Genomic DNA, 23,780 nt, shown 5'->3' on the forward strand with positions numbered 1-23,780 from the left:
AGAAAAGGTTATGAAATGCTTGAGCCGGATGTGGTTAAAGTCGCAAGTCCGGTTCTTAGAGGGCTGGGGGCCGGTAACGGCCTCTGGCTACTCGGCGAAATGGTAAAAAGCAAATGACAATTTGCAATGAGTTGTATAGAGGTTCAAAATTTGCCTTTGCCCGAAAGGGTGCTGACTTACCAGTTGTGTTCCATTGTATGAATGGAGGCAAACCTATTAATGTGAGATACTCAACTACGCTGAAAAGCGAGAGACTCACAGACGCTCAAAGCGTTAATAGGCTGCAGACCGGAATTACAAAAGCAATTATCGAATTGATAACTGCTGCCCGATAAGGGTTATGGAATGCGTGAGCGGTATGAGGGGAAACTTTCACGTACCGTTCTTAGAGGGCTTGAGGCCGGCAACGGCCTCCGGCTACTTGACCGCACTCTGCGGTTAAGATTGAAATGATTTCAGCTCCCGTATTTCTTCAATCTTCCGCCGCCCCACCGCCCCTCTGCCCCGCAACTTATTAAACCCATAAAACGTTATATAAAAGTGCGCAATTATCATCATTAAATGAGGCAAAGCCATATGGAAAGCACGTTTACTGCAATATTTGAGAAAGCCGATGATTGGTATATCGGATACGTTGAAGAATTGCCTGGAGCTAACACCCAGGGAAAAACTCTCGAAGAAACTCGTGAAAATCTTCGCGAAGCAATCGAATTGATCTTGATCTCCAACAGAGAACTTGCAGAGATGGGCTTAACAGGCAAGGAATTTGTTCGAGAAGAAATCAAGGTTGCTGTCTGATGAAGCGACGGAAACTGCTTCGCCATATGGAGAAGCATGGGTGCAAGTTTCTTCGTGAGAGTGGGAATCACACTGTCTTCTACAATCCATTGAACATGAAGACATCTACTGTTCCCCGCCATAGCGAGATTATGGATGCTCTTGCCAAAAAGATCTGCAAGGACCTGGAAGTACCACAGCCCTAAATCATGCGTATCATCGTATAATACAATGTATGCGGCCCGCCTCTCTCGCTCAGCCTCACAGCCTGCGCCCTGGTGCTCTGCAATGCGTGCGGCGGCCTCGGGTGTTGGTAAGTGCTGTCGGCGGCCCCATGGCTGTAGAAATATACAATTTATGTGATATTTAAAATCGCAGAGCATTCTTACATTCCTGTGTGCGTTCAGTAACTAATATTGAACAGATTCAAGCACAGATTAGTTCCTTCATAAATATTCAGCAAGAGGCATGGTAACATAAACGATTATGCCAAATAATAAGTACCTGGTACCAACAACCAGGTTTTTTCAGTACGTCCGCGCCATCAGCACCACAATATCGGTAGGCTTACCGCAAATGGGGCACGAACCTTCACCCTTACCCAGTGCAGGGTCCTCTGGCTCACCCAGTATGCCGGCACCAACGATCTCTTCCATCTCAAGTCCGCAGTCCCGCTCGCCGCACCATGCAATACGTGCTATGCCTGTCCGGATATAATCCCTCACCTCATCCAGGTCAGTGCACAACCTTATATGATCATTCAATTCCCTGTCAGCAGTTTCCAACAGGCTATCGTGAATACCAGTAAAAGCTTTAATAATCCCTGGCAGGATACTGTCTATTGGAACGCTGTTCTTACCACCATTTCGCAATGCAACAACTGCGGAATTGTTCTTTAAGTCCCTTGGTCCTATTTCGATACGCACAGGAACCCCCTTCATTTCCCACTTATAGTACTTGGCACCCGGCCTTGCATCACTATCGTCAACCACGACCCGCAGTCCGGATTGCTTTAACGTATCTGACACTTTGTTTACTGCAGTTATGACAGTCTTATCTTCACCGAATACGATTGGGATTATTACAACTTGCACAGGTGCAACCTCTGGAGGTAACACCAGTCCCTTATTGTCACCGTGAATGGATATCAGGGCTGCGATACTGCGCTCACTGACACCATAACAGGTCTGGTGTGCCAGTACCTGCTCGCCATTAGTATCCTCGTACCTGATATCAAAGGTATTGGCAAAATTATCACCCAGGTGATGGGCCGTACCCACCTGCAGGGTCTTACCATCAGGCATCAGTACATCCACTGCCATGGTGTAGTCTGCACCAGGGAACTTATCCCAGTCAGGCCGCTTGCTCACCACAGTGGGTACAGCGAGCCGATGGTAGAACTCCTGGTATATTCGGGTAGCTTCCCTGACCTGGGCGGCTGCATCGTCCCATGTGGCATGTACAGTATGTGCCTCCTTGAAGGATGTGATCTCACGCAGGCGGATAAGGGGGCGCGTATGTTTTGTCTCGTAGCGAAAGGTATTGACTATCTGGTAGATAAGCAGCGGTAGATCAGCATGAGAGCGCACCCAGAGTTTATACATTGGATAAATAGCAGTCTCACTTGTGGGACGCAGTGCCAGTTTCACATCCAGCGGGTCAGTGCCGCCGTGTGTGACCCAGTAGACCTCATCCTCAAAGCCTTTGATATGCTCGGCCTCTTTCATGAACTCATGTTCAGGAATGAGCAGGGGGAACATAGCTTCCAGGTGCCCGGTATTGTCAAGGAGTTCACGCATAATGAAATATACCCTGGAGCGAATGGAAAAACCAAAAGGGTTCCACACATACAGCCCCTTGACAGGGTAGCGCACGTCCATGATCTCAGCTATCCGGAGCAGTTCATTATACCATTCGCTAAAATCTGACTTGGAAGGAAGGGATTTTGATTCTTCGGCAGGCTTTGTATTATCGGATGAAATGGAGAGGTCGGTCATAGTAGGAGTCTTGATGGTGAAGGAAATAATATTCTTTTCGGTTATTACCACACAGTATAACTTGCTTTTAGTTCCATTTCCCTTACGAGTTTCTGGTAATTGTTCAAAGTAGGCCCATCCCAATCATAATCGAAATCCTGGAACTTTTTAGTCAACTTGTCCATCTCTTCCTTTGTCAGGATCTTTTTCAATGGCCTGAAGATTTCTTCATCTTCATTCAAGTAGAGAGGGCGCACGTTTCTGACGAACTCACGGATATTTTTCATGATCCTTATTGTTGCATCCATATCCCCACTTGAGTGATCATCCACAGAATCGACTATTGTGGCAAGTAACTTGCCATTTTCTCTATATTGGGCAATGTAAGATTGGATTGATTCTTTTATCTCATTTTTCCCGATCTCTTCCAAAAATGGTAACAAAATGTCTTCTTCTTTTCCATAATGGTATCCATCATTGCACTCAAGTAACATGCCGATATTTCCCAGAATCATATCTGGGGATATAGATCTTTGTTCTTCAATACCCTCAGCTAATTTTTCCATCACATCCATTACCCTTTCCATTATTCTATGCTCATCAATTAACTGTGTGATAGGGTCGCTCTTTTTGCTTATTATAATAATCACCTTTGAATGGTCTATATTGCTTCATTTAAAGACACAGACTAATATAAATGTTTAGGACATTTATCTGCCATGGAAAGATATTTTGGTTAAATTACATTTTATCAGGGTACTGCTTTATTGATTAGGAGAGATTGTCGGAAAAGTACCTGAAAAGCGACTAAATTGAAACTTCCAGAAATATTTTTAAAACTGAATCACTATGCTGCGCCCAGTCAAGTTTAGATGGCAAAGCTAAAATATTCGAAAATCAGGCTTTTCCGACAATCTCTAGGATTTTATATCTTTATCCCGTTAGGTAGTTGTAAACATCCGGAGTATATCTATTGTTTGAGAATATTGTAGCACCTGGCGGTTATTTGGGTATTTTCTTATTATCCCTAATCGCCAGCAGCCTGCTCCGATATTCCTTGAACCTGTAGTGGCAGGTCTACCTGCCCTGGGTTTTCCATTATTCCCCACAGTAGTTATAGTATCGGCAGGTGCCACCTTCGGAAGCCTGACCACATATTTCCTTGGGAGAGGGAGTGAGGCCATTGCCGGGCGGTTCAATAAAAATGGGATTGGGGAGCGAATTCACGGCTGGTTCAATTTGCATGAATGGATAGGCATTACAGTAGTATTCCTTGGTGCACTTACCCCATTTCCTTTTGAGGTGGTCACGTTCGTGGCAGGATTCTCCCGGTTCCCTGTGCGGCTATATACAGTTGGTTGTTTTATTGGTAAATTGTTGAAATTCATCATCCTGATGCTGTTCGGCAATGCGCTGCTTTCGTACTTTATCTAAACTATCTTTTTCCGAACTATCTTTTACCTGCCTATCTTTTGCCGGATTATCTTTTACTTACCTATCTTCTGTCGATTATCTTTTTCTGAACTACCGGTTTATTCGAACTTGAACCGACTGATGGCAATTCCAAAAAATATGATCATCATCAACACCAGCCACTTTACTTCCTCTAATATCCCGGCCAGTCCCAGGTCGAAATACAACAGGTCATAGAATCCATCCATGGCCCATGCCGTTATAGTAAAATGTGCCATATTCTGCATGAACTGGGGCTCAACAGACAGCGGCCACCATGAACCACCGATGGCAGACATTATCATTACCAGAAAGAGGGATATCGAATCTGCCTGATCTACTGTTTTCACCAGTACAGCAACCAGTACCCCCAATCCCGTGGATGCCAGTGTGACAGCAGCTATCAGTACAAACAGGGCCAGTATATCACTACCCAGATCCAGGTCAAAGGCCACATGCCCGAAATAGATCAGTACAGTAAGCTGCACAAATCCCCTGATAAAAGTACTGGCGATCTTGCCCCCGATGATCTCTGCCTTGCTGATAGGAGCGGTTATCAGCCGTCTCAGTGTACCTGCTTCCTGTTCCTTTATCAAGCTGATCGATCCCATCTGTACGGTGGTGAACATGAGAAACATTACAGCGAATCCAGGCACATACTGGGTAAAGGGAGAGAATTCCACGAGATTGGATGCAGTATTTTCAATTGTCACATCCACGGGAGGTGGGTGCACGAACTGTCCGGCTGTATCAATGATTTCCAGGATCTGCTCTTCTGTATGGACAGGGATCCCATATGCACTTGCTGTCTTTACAACCACCACATTAGTTGATATCCTGCTGGCATAGCCTTCTACTATCTTTTCCAGCACTGTGTTATCCGATTCCTTAGTAGGGTCCGCAATGATCAGCAATCCGGTATCCTGTCCGGTCATAACTGATTCAGTAAAACCCAGTGGGATAATTATCAGCCTGCCGTATTCCTGGTTCTTGACCCTGTCCCTGGCAGCGAACTCATTTGATTCCATATCCACGTTAAGTATATCGATCTCCTCCAGGAACTCCACAAGTCCCCTGGAGACCTCATCGTTGTCCAGGTCCACTATCAGTACATTGATCTGCATGTTCTGCTGGTACTGACCTCCCAGGGCCATTCCGGCAACTGATATGATCATCATTGGTACCAGGAACATCATTATGAGGGCATTTCGGTCCCTCAGTATGATCTTCAGATCCTTGGCAGCGATGATATGGAACTTCATATCCTACCCTCTCAGCTTTGTCCCGGTCAGGTGAAGGAATAGCGTTTCAAGGTCAGGTTCCTTGATGTAGATGGACTCAACCTGTGTTTTTGAAGATATCAGGATATCGATAATTCCTGCCAGCGATTCCCTGCCCCGCAGCAGTTGAACGGTCATGTTTCCTTCATCCAGCGATACCTTCCGGACATCAGGCATGCGCTTTATAGATTCCACAGGTTCAGGTAGTATCTCAGGTGCCAGTACATGGATCATATCACTTTCACCCACCAGTTCCAGCAGTCCTTTTAGTGTATCCAGGGCTATTAGCTTTCCCTTGTCCATTATGGCTATGCGGTGGCACAATTTCTCTGCATCCTCCATCTGGTGTGTGGTTAAAAGCACGGTCATACCCTGGCGGTTAAGATCCTGGATGGTATCATATATTTTCCTGCGGCTCTGGGGGTCAACACCTGTTGTGGGTTCGTCCAGGTATAATATTCTGGGTTCGTGCAGCAGTGCAGCAGCGATATTGATCCTGCGCTTCATACCTCCTGAATAACCTTCCAGCAGGTCGTCGGCCCGCTCGGTCAGACCGACCATATCCAGTAGTGCTTCTACACGCGATTTCAGTGTCCTGCCTGACAGCCCGTATATCTTTCCATAAAAAGCCAGGTTCTCCCTTGCTGTCAGTGTGTGATACAGGCTGATTTCCTGGGGCACCACGCCTATGATCTTCTTTATATTGTTAGAATTCTTCCGTATATCAGATCCGTCGATTACCACACTTCCCAGGGTGGGCTCCAGCAGACAGCACAGAATTGAGATGATAGTGGACTTGCCTGCACCGTTGGGGCCAAGCAACCCGAATATCTCACCCCTGTTAATCTCAAAGGAAACCCCATCTACTGCAGTGTGGCCGTTATACCTCTTGACCAGGTTCTCCACAGTGATAATTACATCACTATTCACTGCCACTGCTACTGCCACCTTCCCGCCGTTTCATGTAAATGAATATCAATGCAGCTATTACTATCAAGCCAGCACCCAGCAGCAGTGGATTTCCAAATATACCCTTCCCTTCCTCGTGGTCCCTGACCTGTGCCGGGACATAGATAATATCTGATATTCTCATCTGTCCTTCTGCATCCTCGTATTCGATCTCTGCTTTGACCGAATATGCTTTAGGTATGGCCTCAGGGTCCACATCTATGTTGAACCTGGCCCGGACCTGGTCACCTGGTTCCATATCTCCCAAATAAGCGGTATAATCCGTGCTGCTGAGCGGGTTTGATAATCGCAACCTTGCGGTGGCCATTGAGGCTGTTTCTTCTCCTGTGTTATGGAAGGTTATGCTGAGGATGCCGGGCTTTCCCGGTAAGAGGTCACTGGTTATTTCTGTAGCTTCGAAATCGGCCTGTTCTTTGACAATTATAAAAATCTCATGGGTCTCGTTGACATGCTGGTACAGCATGTTGTAGTCGATCTGGTTGTTTGATGCATTCCCGTCCACCTGGACATCTTTCTGGAACTGGTAGGTTAGGTTTACTTCCAGTGTGTATTTCCCTGCATGGGCACTATCCCAGATCTTGATCTCAAAGGGCAGCGGATGCGAGACCTGTCCTGATACCAGGGTACCTGCGCTCTGGGGCGGTGTTTTAATGTCCACCGGAGCGTCCCCTGCCGATAAACAAGCCACTACTCCCACAGACGTAGTAATGCCATATTCCAGCTGCTGTTCTATCTTCGAGAGTGCGATCTCATTGGAACCAACTGGCTTGTCCTCTGATTTGAAACCTGTTATCTTGCCCTGGTTCATGACCCGGACCAGTAGATTCGAGGTCTCATCCCGGTCATATTCCGGGCTGCCTGCAATACTTACAATCATCTCAGGACTGCCATATGCTGTGAAATAGTCATCAGTGTATGTCCAGATATTAGGCGGAATGTTTTCTGCACTTGACTGGACAAATAATATAGATATTAGAAATACCATTACGATTAATTTGCTCATTATCGGACCCCCTGAAACATATTGGGCTTGAGAATAATGCAGGTTAATGGTTAAAAAACATTTGTACTGATATCCGGATACATACGGATAGTTTTAAGTCTTTTATAGGGGAGTATATACCCTAAAACCAAGGTGGAAAACAATGGCCGATGTTACCCAATCCGATCTGACCCCTAATGAAAAACAGGTACTGCTGGCAATGGGAGACCTGGAGACTACAAACCCGAAAGAATTATCAACTGCCTCAGGCCTCAGCGTGGAAGCTGCCGTACAGGGTGCATTCCTGCTTGAGGAAAAAGGACTATTACAGGTATCTGAGTTTACAACTGAGAAATACAACCTGACAACGGAAGGGGATGAGTATGTTAGTTCGGGCCTGCCCGAACGGCAGGTCATCGAAAAGGTCACATCACCCACACCAATTGATGCCGTGAAGGATGAGTTTGGCCCGAAACTTGTCGGAATAGCACTGGGCTGGATGCGCAAAAAAGGCTGGGCAAGAATCGAAGACGGTAACCTTGTCCCTGGCGACATTCCACCCCCTGGAGATGATGAAGAGGCCCTGGCCAATCTAAAGGCAGGTACCTTTACTGAAATTTCGAAGGGTGTAAAAAAAGACCTTGTCAAACGCAATCTCATTGAGATCAGCGAAGATAAGACCCGCACCATTACGATAACAGAGTCCGGGAAGGAGACGTTCCGATTGGGTATCACACTGGAAGAAGAAGTGGCCCAGCTCACATCAGACCTTATAAGGACAGGCAGCTGGAAGGATAAACACCTTCGTGCTTATAATATAGACGCACCTGTGCAGCCTGTCTATGGTGCCAAGACACATCCGTATCAGAGGCTCATAGATGAGATGCGCCAGATATTCCTTGAGATGGGATTCACAGAGATCAAGGGCGAGATAATCCAGAGCAGTTTCTGGAATTTCGATGCCCTGTTCCAGCCCCAGGACCACCCTGCCCGGGATATGCAGGACACCTTCTACCTGGACAGCACCGGTGATGTGCCCCCCGAATATATTGATTCCGTGGCTGACATGCACGAACATGGGGGAGATATCGACAGCAAGGGATGGGGGGGGAAGTGGAGCAAGGAGCAGGCCAAAAAGAACGTACTGCGCACACACACCACAGCCAATACAATAAAATATCTTGCAGACAATCCGGACCCGCCTGTAAAGGCTTTCTGCATCGACAGGGCATACCGCAGGGAGACCATTGACCCCACCCATACCCCTGAGTTCGAGCAGCTTGAGGGTGTGGTAATGGATGAGGGTATGAGCTTTTCAAACCTGCTTGGGTTGCTGAGGGAGTTCTATCACAGGGTAGGGTTTGCCGATGTCAGGTTCAGGCCCGCCTATTTCCCTTATACCGAGCCCAGCGTGGAACCGGAAGTGTATATCGAGGGTATGGGCTGGATCGAACTGGGCGGTGCCGGTGTGTTTCGTAAGGAGGTCACCGAACCCCTTGGTATAAAGTATCCTGTTCTTGCATGGGGCCTTGGTGTCAGCAGGCTTGCAATGCTGAGACTGGGTTTGCGTGACCTTCGGACGCTGTACCAGTCAGATATCGACTGGCTGCGCAAGAGTCCTGTATGCGGGGATTGATTTCCCTTTTTTAAATTGAAGTCAACCATTCCGAATTTCGCTAACGCTAAAATCCGAGGTATCTCAAGGATGCTCGGAGTTTAGCTTATAAAACCTCATAATTGAGTCAAATTTAAATAATGTAAAAACATCTAAATTGTTGGCGTTTAAATTATGGCAGCGACTCACGAAACCATTTATAAATAACTCAAACTTCTAAGAGCTGAAATTCATGAGCTCAAAAATCTTCTTGTTCCCGAAGCTGAACCGGAAGAAGACGAAATAAATACGATAATTGAAGGTGAAAAAGAGTTCAATGCTGGTGAATACACCGATTGGAAGGCACTAAAAGCGAGCAACTAGAATGTATAATGTTGTTTTAACAAAAAAAGCTGTAAAAAATTTCAAGAAGCTGCCTGAAGAATTATAAAATCGATGTGGAGAAATATTGGCTCTTCGCTAATTCATGTGGGGTGATGCGGATGGGGAGTGGCAGATATTCCATGCCTGGCAAAACGATAATCAGGAAGACGTGCAGAAAGCTAGATATTGAAGTTATCAATATACTAAGATTTAAAGTATATAAGAAATAATGAAAATGTAAAAATATTTCATCCTATAATTTACAAACTCACCCTTCTTGAAATAGCCAAATCGATACCAGAAAACCGGAGCATTGAATGAACCTAACCGATAACGAAAAAAGAGATGCCATTAAACTAATCGAAGCAGGGAAACCCCTGCCTGACAAATACCGTTTCCTCTTATTCGATGATAACCGGGAAGTAGAACTTCTCTGGAACAGCAAGACTGCGGAAGTAACCAACGTGGTGCTGCCATTCCAGATAATCGAGCAGGTGGATGAGCCGCGCTCAGAAGAAACTAGAGAGCGGTACAAACAGATGACCTTGTTCGATGTTGACGAGCGGGGCCGGCAGCTTAAGGGCTGGACCAACAAGCTGATATGGGGCGATAACAAGCTGATCCTATCCAGCCTGAAGAACGGCCCCCTGCGGGAGGAGATTGAAAAGCAGGGCGGCATCAAGCTGATCTATATCGACCCGCCCTTTGATGTGGGCGCTGATTTTTCCATGGATATTGAGATTGGCGGCGATACTTTTACTAAAAAGCCAAATGTGCTTGAAGAAATTGCATACAGGGATACGTGGGGCAGGGGGGCAGATTCTTTTATTGCTATGATCTATGAGCGGCTGGTACTGATGCGGGATCTGCTGGCTGAGGATGGGAGTATCTATGTGCATTGTGACTGGCGGGTGAATTCATTTTTACGCTTGGTTTTGGCGGAAGTATTCGGTAAGAAAAATTTTCGAAGTGAAATCACTTGGGTCAGATCGACAAATCCCAAGGGTTCACAACATGTATCTCAAAAATACGATGTATATACAGATAGCATTTATTATTTTGCTAAGTCTGATAAAACCGCGATAAATCTTGAGGATATTCGTATTCCTCTATCAAAAGCTGATCTTGAAGAAAAGTATAAGTATAGCGATGAAAAGGGCCGCTACTATGATGGGCCTATTGTGAGGTCGATGTCGATGGGGCCTCGTCCAACGATGGTTTTCGAGTACAAAGGTTACACTCCTCCTAACTGTGGATGGCGTGTAGTGCGCAAGAAGCTCGAAGAAATCGATCGTAACGGTGATTTAGGCTGGACAAGCAATGGTAAGCCTTTCAGAAAACTACGACCGAAAGATGATAAAGGGAAGCCAGTTGGAAATTTCTGGAATGACATCTCATTGATAAATTCTCAAGCGGAAGAGCGAATTGGTTACCCCACTCAAAAACCCGAAGCCCTCCTCGAACGTATCATCAAAGCCTCATCCAACGAAGGCGACCTTATCGCCGACTTGTTCGGTGGCTCCGGCACCACAGCAGCAGTCGCAGAAAAACTCGGCCGCAAATGGATAGTCTCAGACCTTGGCAAGTTCGCCATTCACACCACCCGCAAGCGTATAATCGGCGTACAGAGGCAACTCAAAGAAGACGCCAGGGACTGGCGCGCCTTTGAGATACTCAACCTCGGCAAGTACGAACGCCAGCACTACATCGGCGTCAACCCCAACCTGCGGGAAGAGGAAAAGCAAAAACAGCTTGAAGCAAAAGAAAAGCATTTTGTTGAACTTATTCTTCACGCATACCGCGCCGAAGCAGTGGAAAACTTCAAAACATTCCATGCAAAAAAAGCAGGCCGCATGGTAGCAGTCGGGCCGGTGAACCTGCCGGTGACACGCTTGTATGTGGAAGAGGTCATCCTTGAGTGCCGGGAAAAACGCATCTCTCGCGTGGACATTCTAGGCTTTGAGTTTGAGATGGGGCTGTTCCCCAACATTCTCGACGAAGCAAAAACCAAAGGCATTGACCTTGCCATGAAATACATCCCACGTGAGGTATTTGATAAGCGGGCAGTGGAAAAGAACCAGGTAGTATTCCATGATGTCTCCTACATCGAAGTCAAACCCCATGTCAAGAAAAAATCCATTGCAGTTGAACTGACCGACTTTTCCGTGTTCTACTCACAGGACTCCATAGACCATGCAGCCGAAAGCCTCAAAGCAGGCAAGAACAAGATAGTGGTAGAACAGGGGCAGATCGTAAAAGTCAGCAAGAACAAAAAAGGAATCATCACCCGCGAAGTACTGACACAGCACTGGACCGACTGGATTGATTACTGGAGCGTGGACTTTGACTTTGAAAGTAAGCGGGAGATCATAGCCGTCAAGAACGAAGAGACCGACGAGACTGAAGAATACTGGACAGGTGACTTTATCTTTGAGAACGAATGGCAAAGTTTCCGCACAAAAAAGGACCGGAACCTTGAACTGAAAACGCCACTTCACGAATGTAAGCCCGGGCGGTATAAGATCGCTGTCAAGGTAGTGGATATTTTCGGCAATGATACTATGAAAATTATTGAGGCGAGTGTATGAGTGAACCCATTCCTGTAAATCCTGATATTATGCGGTGGGCAAGGGAAACGGCTGGATACAGCATAGAAGATGTTGTTGATAAGATCAAGCGTAAACGTGTGACGGCCGAAGTGGTTCAAGACTGGGAAAATGGCAACGCAAGTCCATCATATCCTCAACTGGAAAAACTTGCCTATAAAATATTCAAACGGCCTTTGGCATTATTTTTCTTTCCTGAACCACCTGAAGAAGAAACTCCAAGGCAGTCTTTTCGTACATTACCCCGGCAGGAAATTGACCTGATGGAGCCCACATTGCTCTATCTGATCCGTAAGGCAATGGCGTTGCGGGAGAATCTAAAAGAATTGTATGACAATGTGAACCCGGCAAAGCAGAAAATATTTATTGATCTTGAAATAAAAAGTTCTGATCCAGTGTCTAATGCGGCAAAAGAAGTGAGGAAATATTTAGGTGTTAGTCTTAAAGAACAATATGCAGTAGAATCAAACGAAGATGCATTAAAATATTGGCGCAATTTGCTTGAAGAACATGGGATTTTTATCTTTAAAGGTGCATTCAAAGATGAGGAATTTTCAGGCTTTTGTCTATATGACAATGTTTTTCCAATAATATATATCAATAACAGCCAGGCAAAAAGCCGTCAGATATTTACACTTTTTCATGAGCTTGCACATCTTCTGTTCAGGACCGGAGGAGTTGATCTAAGACATGATGATTTTGTCTGGAGGATAAGTGGGAACAATAAGCATATTGAAGTTTTTTGTAATAAATTTGCAGGAGAATTTCTGGTTCCCTCTGAAGATGTTCAAAAACACTTACGCAATAAGAGTATAGACGACAATCTGCTGTCTGGTCTGGCAAAAAAGTATAGCGTTAGTCGTGAGGTTATTCTGCGCAAATGTCTTGATCTGGGATATGTAGGTCAGGCATTTTACGAATCAAAAGTACGGGAATGGGAAACTGAAGCATCAAAGCATAAAAAACCCGGTTCAGGTGGCGATTATTATAGAACTCAAAAAACATATCTGGGCGACCGCTATATTGAAACAGCGTTCAGTAAATATTATCAAGGCGTTATTTCGAAATCGCAATTGTCAGACTATCTCGGAATAAAGGAAGATAAAGTGCTCAAATTTGAGGATAATCTGTTACGCAGGAGCTAGTGCTATGAAATACGTTTTTGACACTGGTCCTCTTATCGATCTTTTCAATCATTATTATCCGGCAAGATTTCCTACATTGTGGGAGCAGTTTCATGATCTCGTTTTAGAAGGAGAGCTTATTTCAGTCAGGGAGGTTTACAATGAGATCAACTCTCGGGAAGATGCATTGACAAGTTGGGCAAAAGAAGAAAAAGATAAATTATTTTCAAAACCCACAATTGAAGAATTCCGGTTTGTAAGTGAGATTTTCAAAGTACAGCATTTTCAGGCAATGATCCGAAATAAAGAAAGGCTTCAGGGCAAGCCAGTCGCTGATCCGTTTGTAATAGCCCGCGCCAAAGTACTTAATTGTCAAGTAGTAACCACCGAAATATTCAGAGATCATTCTGCAAAAATCCCAAATGTCTGCAATTACTTTTCTGTTCAATGCACCAATTTGGAAGGTTTTATGGAACAAGAGGGGTGGACTTTTTAATTGATAGGACTTAATGGTGGACAGGTATGAAAAGGGAGCAAGCACTGAAACTTTTGCGTGAGCATAAACAGGAGTTTGAGGAACAATATGGAATCACCCGGCTGGGAATATTTGGTTCGGTAGCAAGAGATGAAGCGGTTGATAGCAGCGATGTGGACGTTGTTGTTGAGATGCCGCCCGATATGTTTGCAAGAGTAAGCCTCAAAGAAGAACTGGAGACGATCTTCAGGTCAAAGGTCGATCTGGTGCGTTACTGGCGGCGTATGAATCACTACCTGAAAAGGCGCATCGACAGGGAGGCATACTATGTATGATGCAACGTTGCTTCTGGAAAAGTTAGAACAGATTGACGAGGCGTTAGAGAAAATCCAGCGTCGGTTTACCAGCATTAATTCGCCAGATGATTTTCTGGATAGTGATAAAGGTCAGGACATGCTGGATGGAATCGCTATGATGCTCATAGCCATCGGGGAAAACTTCAAAACAATCGACACAGACACCGAAGGAAAATATCTAACAAAACATTATCCAGATATTCACTGGTCTGGCGTCAAAGGGGTGCGTGACGTCCTTTCTCACCAGTACTTCAATATCGACGCCGAGGAGATTTTCTACATTTGTACCAATGATCTGCAGCCTTTGCGCACTGTTGTACAGGAAATGATAAAGGAGTTGAAAAATGGCCATACACCCTGATTTTCCCCCGTCTCCACACAACATATTAAACCCGGATATCCGCTGGTTCCCTGCCGACGAGGCGCTCAGTGAATCAAGCTATGATAAACTGCTGCCGCCCCTGGTACATGTGCTGCGAAAAAAAGTCAAAGCATGGCGGGACAATGGTTATGATGGTGCAAGCAACACAAGCAAATCACTGCTCAACTGGTGGTTCAAAACAGAACACCTGTTGCCAAAAGCCGATGGAACGACCTTTTTGTTCCAGTATTATTTCGCCCAGCGTGAAGCTGTAGAGACAGTTATTTATCTCTATGATGTGGTTCATGTAAAGGACAAATACGATCTGCTGCGCTATGATTCTTCAGAAGCTGTATCTGCCGGCATGTTTGACGAGGATTGGCGACGTTTTGTGATAAAAATGGCTACTGGTAGCGGCAAGACCAAAGTGTTGAGTCTTATACTGGCTTGGTGCTATTTCCATAAACTCTATGAGCCGGATTCGAAACTGGCCCGCAACTTCCTAATGATTGCCCCGAACATCATCGTGCTGGATCGGCTGCGTACCGACTTTGACGGTTTGCGCATCTTTTTTAATGACCCGGTGCTGCCTGACAACGGATATGAAGGCCAGAACTGGCAGGACGATTTTCAGTTGACCCTGCACATCCAGGACGATGTCAACATCACCCGCAAGACCGGGAATATATTTCTCACCAATATTCACCGGGTTTATGCCAGTAACGATGTTGAGCCCAGCTTTGAAGATGATGACCTTGCAGATTATTTCCTTGGCAGGCGGCCCACTGGCGAAACAATCGATTCCAAGGTGGATTTAGGGGATATTGTCAGGGAAATTGATGAATTGGTGGTGCTCAATGATGAAGCCCACCATATTCATGACAAACGCCTGGCATGGTTCAGATCCATTGAAGATATTCATAACAGACTCAGGCAAAAAGACCATTTTCTTTCCCTGCAGGTAGATGTAACGGCAACCCCAAAGCATAACAACGGTGCCATCTTTGTGCAGACCATATCCGACTATCCATTGGTGGAAGCCATAACCCAGAATGTGGTCAAACATCCGGTATTGCCTGATTCTGCTAGCCAGTCAAAACTGATAGAGCAACAGAGCGCCATTTTTTCAGAAAAGTATGCGGATTATCTGAATCTGGGAGTTGAAGAATGGCGCAAAGCTTATGTTGAGCATGAAAAATTAGGGAAAAAAGCCATTCTGTTTGCCATGACAGATGACACGAAAAACTGCGATGAAGTGGCAGAATACCTTAAAAACAATTTCCCTGAATTAAAAGATTCGGTGCTGGTGATCCACACCAAGAACAATGGTGAGATTTCCGAGGCAAGCAGTAAGAAAGCAAAAGAAGAAATGGATATACTCAGAAAGCAAGCCAATGAAATAGATGGTTTAGATAGCCCATACAAAGCCATTGTATCTGTGATGATGTTAAAAGAAGGGTGGGATGTCAGGAATGTAACCACCATTGTAGGTTTGAGGCCATATTCAGCCAAAAGCAACATTCTACCTGAACAAACTTTGGGCCGCGGTATCCGCTGCATGTATCCCGGATCTGGCACGAAAGAATATGTCAGCGTGGTCGGAACAGATGCCTTTATGAATTTTGTTGAATCCATACAGAATGAGGGAGTTGAGCTTGAGCGCAGGGCTATGGGTGAAGGAACCAGGGCCAAAACGCCACTGATTGTTGAAGTGGACAATGAAAACACAAAAAAAGACCTAGATAAACTGGACATCCGGCTACCTGTCTTAACTCCACGTATATTCAGGAATTATAAGAGTCTTGAAGACTTGAATCCAGGCACATTTGAGAACAAAAAAGTTGGATATAAACTGTTTTCAGAAGAAGAAAAGCGCGAAATTATTTTCAAGGATATAACAACTAATGAAGTCACACATACGACTACACTTGATCCAATTACTGTTACTGATTACCGTAATGCTATAGGATATTTCACCCAGATCATTATGAAAGATATCAATCTGTTTAGCGGATATGATGTATTGTACGGCAAGGTCAAGGAATTTATACAAAACTTCCTGTTTGATCAGGAAATTGAGATTGATGATCTAAACACAATAAGGAATCTCTCTGAACTGGAAGCAACAAAGGCAGTGATAGAAACTTTCAAGAAAAAGATTAACGAATTGACGGTACAGGATAAAGGTGATGTAAAAATAAAGGATTATATAATATTACGCCAAACAAGACCTTTCGTTGCCAAGGAGCAAAGTTATCTTGTGCCACAAAAGAGCATATTCAATAAAATCATAGGTGACAGTCAACTTGAGCTGCATTTTGCATCATTTCTTGAGGGTTGTGATGATGTAATTTCATATGTTAAAAATTATTTTGCCGTGAATTTCCGTATCGATTATGAGAATATTGATGGTGATATTTCAAATTACTATCCAGATTTTATTGTTAAAAAATCTGAAAAAGAGATTTACATTATCGAAACCAAAGGACAGGAAGGTCTGGATGTACCATTGAAAATGAACCGCTTAAAACAATGGTGTGAAGACATTAACAAATTACAAAAAGAAATAATGTTTGATTATATATTTGTTGATGAAGAAGGCTTCCACGCATACACTCCATCATCTTTTAAACATCTTGTTAATACATTCAAAGAATACAAAAGTGAATGATATATCTCCACCAGTTGCAGTATTAAGGTACCTGGATGTCCTTGTGTTTTTCATAGTACATAAAATATAACTTTAACTGTTAGGTCTGTATCCTAAGGGAACAGCCCCAACATCTTGATCGAATCGGCCACCCTGCTTACACCGATTGCAAGGCTGGCATCCCGCATATTCAGTCCCTTCTCCTCTTTCGCATCCCATACATTCTTAAATGATGATACCAGCTTTGCCTCAAGCTGTTGGTTAACCTCTGTCAGGCTCCAGTGCTGGCGGTTGATATTCTGCACCCATTCAAGATAGCTCACCATGACACCACCTGAGTTTGCAAGAATATCAGGCACCAGTAATATCCCGTTATTATCCAGTATCGTGTCTGCTTCGGTTGTGGTGGGGTTATTGGCACCCTCAACGATCACCTTTGCTTTGATATTTCCTGCATTCTTCATTGTGATCTGGTTCCCCAGTGCAGACGGTACAAGGAAGTCGCATTCCAGTTCAAGGAGTTCTTCATTTGTCAGCTTTTCACTTCCCTGGAACCCCTCAACCGAACCGGTCTCTAATTTATGGGCAAAAACCTTACTTGGGTTAAGACCGTCAGGATCAAATATACCGCCTCTTGAATCACTTACTCCGATAATCCTGCATCCCATACTGTTCAACGTCATTGCAGCGTTAACACCCACATTTCCGAAACCCTGTATCACAACAGTTGAATCCTTCAGTTTCATACCCAGGGTTTTGGCAGTCTCCCTTAAGATTATTGCCGCACCCCGTCCGGTAGCCTCGGCACGTCCTTCGCTTCCTCCCAACCCGATAGGTTTGCCGGTCACCACTTCAGGAACAGAGTATCCCTTTATGACACTATAGGTATCCATCATCCATGCCATGGTCTGGGCATCTGTATACATATCAGGCGCAGGCACATCCCTATAGGGACCGATGAACTGGGATATCATGGTAGTGTAACGCCTGGTTATGTGTTCCTTCTCACCAATGGACATTTCCTTTGTATTGCAGACGATGCCGCCCTTTGCGCCGCCGTAAGGTATGTCGATGAGTGCACATTTCCATGTCATCCCCATTGCAAGGGATTTTACTTCATCCATGGACACTTCATGATGATACCTGATACCGCCCTTATAGGGTCCCCTGGCATCGTTATGCTGGACGCGGTACCCGGTAAAGACTTTTATCCCCCCATTATCCATTTTAATTGGCAGGGAGACAGTATGTATCATTTTATGACTGATGAGTATCTCATATAGCCCGGGATCCATGTCCATCTGTGCTGCGCATATCTTAATCTGCCCGCAGGCATTATCGTAAGGATTCTTTTCTCCACTCATAATATAACCTCAATGTATATTGTTTATAACTTTAGTAAAATTACTATAATACCCTTTTGATTAGCAGTGAGTGGATATTACTCTATTTGAGTCTGCCTGGCTACACAGAACCTGCAAAGGGCTTCATCATTATCTTTCTGCTTATCCTTCACAGGACAGTAATAATGGTCCCCTATCTTTTCCACAAAAAACCCGCCCGGAAAAGGCGTACCTTCAGGATGGGGCGGTGTTTTGGTTATGAATATATTATAAAGAGCACATAAATGGTACAGCACAGTCATATCATGTGCTTGGGAAGTGTCTTTCGTATCAATATTATCAAGTTTTTCCTGGAAACTTTTAATGAATTCAATAAACTGTTCCTTATCAAGTATCTGATTATAGGAATGTGTTTTAGCAATAATTGCTTTAAAATTTGAAATAAGTTGTTCAGCCATCTTTTCCCTGAACACTTTTTTATATTTCAATGGGAGATACTTACATTCCTTCTCCAGTTGGGCCTGTATTTTCATCAGGTCAAAAACAGTATATGCCGAGAGTTCTTTATTAAGTTTTGATAGCAGGGTCTGCTGGTCATGCACAGATTCCTGTAGTTCATGGACACTTTTGAGTTTCTTAAATGAAGACGCTGCCATAGTAATGCATCAACCTTTACACTTATAATAATACATCAACCTTTGCGCTTCAGTATTTTAATTTCACTATCCGGCTTTCCAACATAGACCTCGTCCGCATTAAGGAAAATACCGTGTTCGACCACTCCGGTACAATTGGATAATTCCCTGGAAAGCTGTTCAGGGTCATTGATCATACCAAAATCAGCATCCACCACGAAATTACCGTTATCTGTGATCACAGGTCCGTCTTTATGTGCCGCCATACGCAACACAGGCTTACCTTTCAGTTCCCTGACCTGGCGCTTGACCAGTTCCAGGGCCTGCGGCATGACTTCCAGAGGTACATAGTGGTCCAGCACTTCAACCACTTTGTTTGGGTCCACAAGTACCACGAACCGCCTGGCTGAAGCTGCGATGATCTTTTCATTGGTATGGGCGGCACCCCCACCTTTAATTACACACAAGTTCGCATCAACCTGGTCCGCACCGTCGATGGCTATATCTACAACCGGGTCCTGTGCAAGTGAGGTGAGGGGAATGTCATGCTCAATTGCCAGCATTTGTGACTGATATGACGTAGGAACACCTCTTATGTCCAATCCCTTTTTTACTCTGTGTCCAAGTGATTCAATTGCAAAAGCAATGGTCGACCCTGTACCAAGACCCACTACCATTTTGTCCCCTACAAGATTTGCAGCTGATTCACCAACTGCTTTTTTCTCACTTGTATTTGATTTTTCAGTTCGGTCTTTCATTTGAATTGACATTAAACCCTAATGCTCCAAGTATCTTTTGGATTATCCCACTTTTCTTGGTATCAGGGATAAATTCAACTCCTATAAGTTGTGCTGCCAGTTTCCTGATTGCAATAGATGCCGGTGAATCAGGATTTGAAATTACCAGGGGAATCTTATTCAGACCAGCTCTATGCACATTTATATCATCGGGAATTACAGCAAGTATCTTTAATTCCATGGTTTTTTCGAGCAATTCTATTGCGCTATTTTCATCATATACACTAGTGCGGTTCAAAATAGCACCGTCGATGATACTATCTGCTGACTTTGCAATGAGTAGCATTCGCAGAGCATCTGCCATAGATATCAGCTCAGGAGTGGAAATGATTATAATGTGATCAACTGCAGGTAATAACAAGATAATATCTTCGTTTAAGCCTACCGGGGCATCTATTAATATATAATCTGCCGTCTCTTTTAAGTTGTCCAGTACATCTATCATATGAGAAGGATCAGCTGCCTGGAATCCTTCGATACTTTCCCCGCCCGGAATAAATTTCAAACCGTTGGGTCCTTCATAGATGGCTTTTTCTAGCGGTTCACTGCCGGCAAGGACGTCATGAATAGTTATTGGTGGATCGATCATACCAAAAACAAGTCCCAGATTCGGCATTGCCAGATCAGCATCAATTATGATGATCTCTTTTCCTAACATTGCAATTGAGGTTGCAAGATTTGAGAAAACTGTGGTTTTTCCCACTCCACCCTTTCCAGATAATATAAGATAGATTTCAGCTGTCATAATGCTAATCATGTCCTGGGGAAATCCTTTTTAAATTAAACATCATAACAAGTATATAAATATGTGTAATTTCATAAAGATAAAGCCATAATCATGGATGATTTTATTGATCAATAAAAAGTATTCTTTAGATGTACTGTTAGTGAATTTAAATTCCAGGCCGACCCGAACTTCATTCCGATCAAATGTCCACAATGCGGTATAATGCCATCCATAATCTCAAGATATCCAATTCTCCTAACATTATGTGCAACATTCTTCAGTTGTATTTCAGTAACCTTGTGCGCATCAAGTCTTTTCCTCAAAGGAGCTCCAAATCTAGCCATCAGCATAGAATTAACCGTTTCCGTCATCGAACGCATATGGTATTGTTTTAAGCACTCCTGCATATCTTCCCATATTGAATAAAGCATATCACTCCATCCTGCAAACCCCTTACTCCTGAATGTTACATTGCTGCGAGGTAAAAAATAAGCATTCATGGTATGTCGAGACACCCATGAGCGTGAAAATACAGTTTTCAGAGCAAACCGTACGGGATTGTGACACTTGAAAGTTTATAGAATTGACTGGAGGGAATCTTAGAAAACTTATTCCACCAGATAATATTCCATGCTCCCGCAACCGATCTGCTCAGCATACTTAAGATGCACGATCGGATCCACGCCCCAGACATCAGTTATACTCCTGCCATGATGCCCCATCTTCCTGTTTATTAAATCCAAAGTTGCTACATCAATAGCTACCGGGTCGGTTGATGCCGTGATACCCACATCATCAGCAAATTTGGGTGCAGAGAAATTAAAGCAGTCACAGCCCGGGGTCAGGTCATATATCCAGTTGATGTAACTTATCCTGTATGGCAGGCACTTAATGGGCCCAAGTGCTGCCTCGCCCAGTAGCTTTTGCATCTCCACATCCACATTATCGGGTGCAATGATAGCTTCCTGTGGGCATGAAGCCAGACATGCCAGTTCCCCTCGGCACAGGTTCCAGTCCACCCTGGCATGGGCATCCTCCAGTACCAGGGCATTCCAGGCGCAGATATCAATACATTCACCGCATCCGTTGCATTTCTCAGGGTCGATGGTGGGCCTGCCTACTTCATGAACCCTGGTCTTACCTTCCTTATCCAGGCAACCCATTCCCAAGTTCTTCACAGCGCCCCCAAAGCCTGAGCCGGGATGTCCCTTCGCATGGGAAATAACTATCATGGAATCGGCCTTAGCGATAGCTGATGCCACAGTTATATCCTTCAGTATCAAGCCTCCTATATCCACTTTCACAGCATCATCCCCAAGCAGTCCATCCGCTACAATGAACGGTGCATTCATGCTGGCCTGGGTAAAACCGTTCATTGCCGCAGCCCATATCAGGTCTGCAGCGTTCAGTTTCATGCCCTTGTACAATGTAGTGGTATCTGTAACAAAAGGGATGCCGCCCGCTTCCCTTACCAGGTCGACAACTGTACGCACGAGCACTGGCCTGATATATGTGGTATTCCCGTATTCTCCGGGGTGTATCTTGACTGCTACAATGTCGCCTTCCTTAACCGGTGATATTTTCAGGAACAATTCCTTTACCTGATCGATCTGGTTGGTTTTTGCCCCCACGTCCTCTGCTGACCTGAAAAATACATCAACTGTCATAATATCAGTCCTTCAATGTAGCAATTAAGGTAGCGCAACCATAAAAACCTGTTTGCATAGAACAATACCTCCTGGTAAAACCTATCCATAGCGTCAGGAATGGCTTGTAACCTCCTAAATTACCCACTCCATTCTTAATTAGAAAAGCTTAGCCTGCGCCCCAGAATTGCTTAACGATCAAAACAGAAAAAGTTGCATATTATGTAGTGTATATACACTACACAATACTATAGCATCAATAAACCGTTGGATGACTCTATGCGTTCAAACGTGATCAAGCATCGGAAAATATATTCTTAAATTTGGTTGAGTTTTATTGAGATGTCACCGCAAAGAACGCAAAGTTTTTCAATATGTGTGAATTTAAGCCTTATAAGTCGATATTTAAATTCGATGAGGAAAAGGATTGTTACTATTGCCCTGCAGGCATCATGATGCCGTTTACAAGGATTCAAAAACGAAAGGATAAACCTGACCTGAGACAATACGTCTGCGATTTTTGTTCAGATTGTGTATTTAAAAAAGCATGCACTAAAGCAGAAAACGTACATGAAATTCTTCGAATGACATGCTCAAAAAATGAAAGAACCCAAGGGTACTTTCATGCTAAATAGAATAATTTCAAGAGACCCACGAGAATATTTATTGGATGAAATGAGGGGAAAACTGAGGACTGATGAAGGGAAGGAACTATATCAGGAGCGAATGTACACGGCAGAATCTGTTTTTGGCCAGATGAAACAGAATAGAGGGTTTAGGGAGTTTCTTTTGAGGGGGAAGGAAAAAGCAAGTGTGGAATTTCTGATGATGTGTATTGTGCATAATATTGGGAAGATTGATGGGTTTGTGAAAAGGGAAGGTAAAAACTGGAAAGAAATACTGAAAAACGGGATTAAGGGGGCAAATCTGTTTGTTGTGGATACGAAAAATGTTCTAATTGGTACTTTAAAACACGTTTTTAGTGATTTGTCGGTGAAATATGTGGATTTTCATGTAGGTATGCACAAAATTTAAGGAAATTAAGATCTTAACTTCATGTGTTGGAAACTCTCAGAATTCCATAGTGTCGTGAAAAGTTGATTTTTGGATAGCCTGTGAAGAATTATATAACATTTCACTTGATGAGTTCGATTTGCTCTACAAAACCAAGAAAAAACAAGAGGTGTTGGGTTATCGAATAAAAAAAAAGGTGTTTGGAACTGAATTCACCTTAGTGGTGAGATACCATCCAGGAAGCTACAAAAAACAAAAGCAAACATATGAAAAAAAGAAGGTTGAGATTCTTGAGAAACTTCTTAAAATAAAACAATCTGTCGAAAGAGTTGGGAATGGAAAGAAAAAAAGTATCACAAATGCACTGCTTGATGCCTCAAAAGTTATCCCAGATGACTATAAGGAAGTGTTCCCGTTTGAAGGGTTTGAAGAAGAGAATGTGTTTACGTTTTCGTTTGACAAGGGGGCTGAGAATAAGTTAGAACTCACTTTTGGCAAGACGATTTTATTTACTGATATGCATGACTGGGATACAGAAAACGTACATGAAATTCTTCGAATGACATGCTCAAAAAATGAAAGTACCCCTTGCATAACCTTTTTTTGTTATTACTCCAACTATTCTTTGGGCA

Annotated in this window: 23 protein-coding genes; 12 read left to right on the forward strand and 11 right to left on the reverse strand. The window is 44.0% G+C overall.

Annotation, left to right across the window (positions count from 1 at the left end):
* Window positions 1-576: 576 nt before the first annotated feature.
* Together HF974_09445 and HF974_09450 are read left to right on the forward strand one after the other, a co-directional pair.
* Entirely contained in the window at window positions 577-798 is a 222-nt protein-coding gene (locus HF974_09445) for a type II toxin-antitoxin system HicB family antitoxin (protein ID MBC2698531.1), read from the forward strand.
* Window positions 798-983, forward strand: a complete 186-nt coding sequence (locus tag HF974_09450) for a type II toxin-antitoxin system HicA family toxin (GenBank protein MBC2698532.1) — start codon at window positions 798-800, stop codon at window positions 981-983. The genes HF974_09445 and HF974_09450 overlap by 1 nt, the downstream gene beginning before the upstream one ends.
* 321 nt (window positions 984-1,304) lie before the next feature.
* On the opposite strand, the gene HF974_09455 is transcribed toward HF974_09450, so the two are convergent.
* Both HF974_09455 and HF974_09460 read right to left on the reverse strand, forming a co-directional pair.
* The gene (locus HF974_09455) at window positions 1,305-2,774 is read right to left on the reverse strand and encodes a proline--tRNA ligase (GenBank protein ID MBC2698533.1); all 1,470 of its coding nucleotides are present in this window, start codon (window positions 2,772-2,774) and stop codon (window positions 1,305-1,307) included.
* A 44-nt stretch (window positions 2,775-2,818) separates the two neighbouring features.
* Entirely contained in the window at window positions 2,819-3,340 is a 522-nt protein-coding gene (locus HF974_09460; GenBank protein ID MBC2698534.1) for a hypothetical protein, read from the reverse strand.
* Window positions 3,341-3,821: 481 nt separating this feature from the next.
* Between HF974_09460 and HF974_09465 the strand changes: the two genes are divergently transcribed.
* Window positions 3,822-4,187 (forward strand): VTT domain-containing protein, encoded by a 366-nt coding sequence (locus HF974_09465; GenBank protein MBC2698535.1) that lies wholly within the window; start codon window positions 3,822-3,824, stop codon window positions 4,185-4,187.
* Window positions 4,188-4,285: 98 nt separating this feature from the next.
* Here the strand turns inward: HF974_09465 and HF974_09470 are convergent, their stop codons facing one another.
* The 3 genes from HF974_09470 to HF974_09480 are packed head-to-tail and all read right to left on the reverse strand — an operon-like array spanning window position 4,286 to window position 7,457.
* Window positions 4,286-5,467, reverse strand: a complete 1,182-nt coding sequence (locus HF974_09470) for an ABC transporter permease (GenBank protein ID MBC2698536.1) — start codon at window positions 5,465-5,467, stop codon at window positions 4,286-4,288.
* A gap of 3 nt (window positions 5,468-5,470) precedes the next feature.
* The gene (locus HF974_09475; protein MBC2698537.1) at window positions 5,471-6,400 is read right to left on the reverse strand and encodes an ABC transporter ATP-binding protein; all 930 of its coding nucleotides are present in this window, start codon (window positions 6,398-6,400) and stop codon (window positions 5,471-5,473) included.
* A 7-nt stretch (window positions 6,401-6,407) separates the two neighbouring features.
* A complete protein-coding gene (locus tag HF974_09480) occupies window positions 6,408-7,457 on the reverse strand; it encodes a hypothetical protein (GenBank protein ID MBC2698538.1) in 1,050 nt (349 codons plus the stop codon).
* A gap of 142 nt (window positions 7,458-7,599) precedes the next feature.
* On the opposite strand from HF974_09480, the gene HF974_09485 reads away from it, so the two are divergent.
* The 7 genes from HF974_09485 to HF974_09515 all read left to right on the forward strand — a co-directional run bounded on the left by HF974_09485 (window position 7,600) and on the right by HF974_09515 (window position 17,007).
* Window positions 7,600-9,072 (forward strand): phenylalanine--tRNA ligase subunit alpha, encoded by a 1,473-nt coding sequence (locus HF974_09485; protein ID MBC2698539.1) that lies wholly within the window; start codon window positions 7,600-7,602, stop codon window positions 9,070-9,072.
* Window positions 9,073-9,731: 659 nt separating this feature from the next.
* Complete coding sequence (locus HF974_09490) at window positions 9,732-12,002, forward strand: site-specific DNA-methyltransferase (protein MBC2698540.1); 2,271 nt, start codon at window positions 9,732-9,734, stop codon at window positions 12,000-12,002.
* Entirely contained in the window at window positions 11,999-13,165 is a 1,167-nt protein-coding gene (locus HF974_09495; protein MBC2698541.1) for an ImmA/IrrE family metallo-endopeptidase, read from the forward strand. Before HF974_09490 ends, HF974_09495 begins: the two co-directional genes overlap by 4 nt.
* A 4-nt stretch (window positions 13,166-13,169) precedes the next feature.
* Window positions 13,170-13,640: a DUF4411 family protein gene (locus HF974_09500; protein ID MBC2698542.1), complete on the forward strand. Its 471-nt coding sequence runs from the start codon at window positions 13,170-13,172 to the stop codon at window positions 13,638-13,640.
* 26 nt (window positions 13,641-13,666) lie between these two features.
* Entirely contained in the window at window positions 13,667-13,954 is a 288-nt protein-coding gene (locus HF974_09505; GenBank protein ID MBC2698543.1) for a nucleotidyltransferase, read from the forward strand.
* Window positions 13,947-14,336, forward strand: a complete 390-nt coding sequence (locus HF974_09510) for a DUF86 domain-containing protein (GenBank protein MBC2698544.1) — start codon at window positions 13,947-13,949, stop codon at window positions 14,334-14,336. Before HF974_09505 ends, HF974_09510 begins: the two co-directional genes overlap by 8 nt.
* Window positions 14,320-17,007 carry a DEAD/DEAH box helicase family protein gene (locus HF974_09515; GenBank protein MBC2698545.1) on the forward strand — a complete coding sequence of 896 codons (2,688 nt, stop codon included), beginning with the start codon at window positions 14,320-14,322 and terminating at the stop codon, window positions 17,005-17,007. Before HF974_09510 ends, HF974_09515 begins: the two co-directional genes overlap by 17 nt.
* A 92-nt stretch (window positions 17,008-17,099) precedes the next feature.
* Here HF974_09515 and HF974_09520 read toward each other — a convergent pair whose 3' ends face one another.
* The 6 genes from HF974_09520 to HF974_09545 all read right to left on the reverse strand — a co-directional run bounded on the left by HF974_09520 (window position 17,100) and on the right by HF974_09545 (window position 22,155).
* Window positions 17,100-18,350 carry a Glu/Leu/Phe/Val dehydrogenase gene (locus HF974_09520; protein ID MBC2698546.1) on the reverse strand — a complete coding sequence of 417 codons (1,251 nt, stop codon included), beginning with the start codon at window positions 18,348-18,350 and terminating at the stop codon, window positions 17,100-17,102.
* Between the two features lie 77 nt (window positions 18,351-18,427).
* Entirely contained in the window at window positions 18,428-18,985 is a 558-nt protein-coding gene (locus HF974_09525; protein ID MBC2698547.1) for a DUF2115 domain-containing protein, read from the reverse strand.
* Window positions 18,986-19,020: 35 nt separating this feature from the next.
* The gene (gene rpiA, locus HF974_09530; protein ID MBC2698548.1) at window positions 19,021-19,722 is read right to left on the reverse strand and encodes a ribose-5-phosphate isomerase RpiA; all 702 of its coding nucleotides are present in this window, start codon (window positions 19,720-19,722) and stop codon (window positions 19,021-19,023) included.
* A complete protein-coding gene (locus HF974_09535) occupies window positions 19,706-20,506 on the reverse strand; it encodes a P-loop NTPase (protein ID MBC2698549.1) in 801 nt (266 codons plus the stop codon). The genes rpiA and HF974_09535 overlap by 17 nt, the downstream gene beginning before the upstream one ends.
* Window positions 20,507-20,616: 110 nt before the next feature.
* Window positions 20,617-20,832: a hypothetical protein gene (locus HF974_09540; protein MBC2698550.1), complete on the reverse strand. Its 216-nt coding sequence runs from the start codon at window positions 20,830-20,832 to the stop codon at window positions 20,617-20,619.
* Window positions 20,833-21,096: 264 nt separating this feature from the next.
* Window positions 21,097-22,155 (reverse strand): DUF362 domain-containing protein, encoded by a 1,059-nt coding sequence (locus tag HF974_09545; GenBank protein ID MBC2698551.1) that lies wholly within the window; start codon window positions 22,153-22,155, stop codon window positions 21,097-21,099.
* A 579-nt stretch (window positions 22,156-22,734) separates the two neighbouring features.
* On the opposite strand from HF974_09545, the gene HF974_09550 reads away from it, so the two are divergent.
* Both HF974_09550 and HF974_09555 read left to right on the forward strand, forming a co-directional pair.
* A complete protein-coding gene (locus tag HF974_09550; GenBank protein ID MBC2698552.1) occupies window positions 22,735-23,169 on the forward strand; it encodes a hypothetical protein in 435 nt (144 codons plus the stop codon).
* Between the two features lie 118 nt (window positions 23,170-23,287).
* On the forward strand, window positions 23,288-23,780 hold a 493-nt coding region (locus tag HF974_09555; GenBank protein ID MBC2698553.1), incomplete at its 3' end, for a hypothetical protein.

The organism is ANME-2 cluster archaeon (genome assembly GCA_014237145.1).
In the GTDB taxonomy this organism is placed as follows: Archaea; Halobacteriota; Methanosarcinia; order Methanosarcinales; family Methanocomedenaceae; genus Methanocomedens_A.